This is a genomic window from Pseudomonas sp. MEJ108, from assembly GCF_030208985.1.
GTDB classification, from domain to species: Bacteria; Pseudomonadota; Gammaproteobacteria; order Pseudomonadales; family Pseudomonadaceae; genus Aquipseudomonas; species Aquipseudomonas fragariae.
Genome location: NZ_JARVSW010000052.1, coordinates 1 through 1,203, shown reverse-complemented (window position 1 = coordinate 1,203; position 1,203 = coordinate 1). Strand labels below are relative to the sequence as shown.

1 protein-coding gene is annotated in these 1,203 nt (G+C 54.0%); it reads left to right on the top strand.

The genetic code is table 11. The features are described 5' to 3' along the window. Positions 1-71: 71 nt before the first annotated feature. Complete coding sequence (locus QRN50_RS21480; RefSeq protein WP_096126482.1) at positions 72-1,052, top strand: IS5-like element ISPsy2 family transposase; 981 nt, start codon at positions 72-74, stop codon at positions 1,050-1,052. Positions 1,053-1,203: the final 151 nt, after the last annotated feature.

The following is a 1,203-nucleotide window of genomic DNA, read 5'->3' as shown; positions in this document are numbered from 1 at the left end:
CTAGGGAAACTCTGAAAAAGACTTCCTAATTTGGCAAAATCTCCGGACAACAGTCGCCGAGCTTTTCGATGATGAAACAGATGACCTTCGCCGACGCCGAATACGCCGGCAAGCGCAAGCAGACCCGTAAGGAATTGTTCCTGATCGAGATGGATCAGGTGGTGCCCTGGAAAGGTTTGATTGCCCTGATTGAGCCCTATTATCCAAAAGGAGAAGGTGGCCGTCCCGCCTACCCACTGATGGCGATGCTGCGTGTTCATCTGATGCAGAACTGGTTCGGCTACAGCGATCCGGCGATGGAAGAAGCACTGTATGAGACGACCATCCTGCGTCAGTTTTCAGGCCTGAGCCTGGAGCGCATTCCAGACGAAACCACCATTCTCAACTTCCGTCGTCTGCTGGAAAAGCACGAGTTGGCGACTGGAATTGTCGGCGTAATTAATGGTTATCTGGGCGACCGTGGCTTGTCGTTGCGTCAAGGCACCATCGTCGATGCCACGCTGATTCACGCGCCCAGTTCGACCAAGAACAAAGATGGCAAACGCGACCCTGAGATGCATCAAACCAAGAAAGGTAACCAGTACTATTTCGGCGCCAAGGCTCACATCGGCGCCGACGACGAGTCAGGCCTGGTGCACAGCGTGGTAGTAACAGCGGCCAATGTGGCAGACGTCACGCAGGTTGCCAAACTGCTGCACGGCGAGGAAAACGTAGTCTGCGCCGACGCAGGTTACACCGGGGTCGAGAAGCGCGAAGAACATACTGGGCGCAAGGTCATTTGGCAGATTGCCGCCCGCCGTAGCACTTACAAAAAACACGGGAAACGCAATGTTTTGTACAAGGCGATCCGCAAAATCGAGAAGGCCAAGGCCCAGGTTCGCGCCAAGGTCGAGCATCCGTTTCGGGTAATCAAACGCCAGTTTGGCTATGAAAAAGTGCGCTTTCGGGGCTTGGCCAAGAACACCGCGCAGATGGTGACGTTGTTCGCCCTGTCAAACCTGTGGATGGCCCGCCGACATTTGTTAGCGAGCGCAGGAGAGGTGCGCGTGTAATGCAGGAAATGGTTACTGCAAAGGGCTTTGCAGCGGCCGAAAGAGCTGAAAAACGAAGAAAATTGAGCAAATTTCGACATGCATCGTTTTTTGAAAAGTGCTGAGGACTCGGTAGCCGGAAAACATCCGCCTACTTCAGACCTTCCCTAGG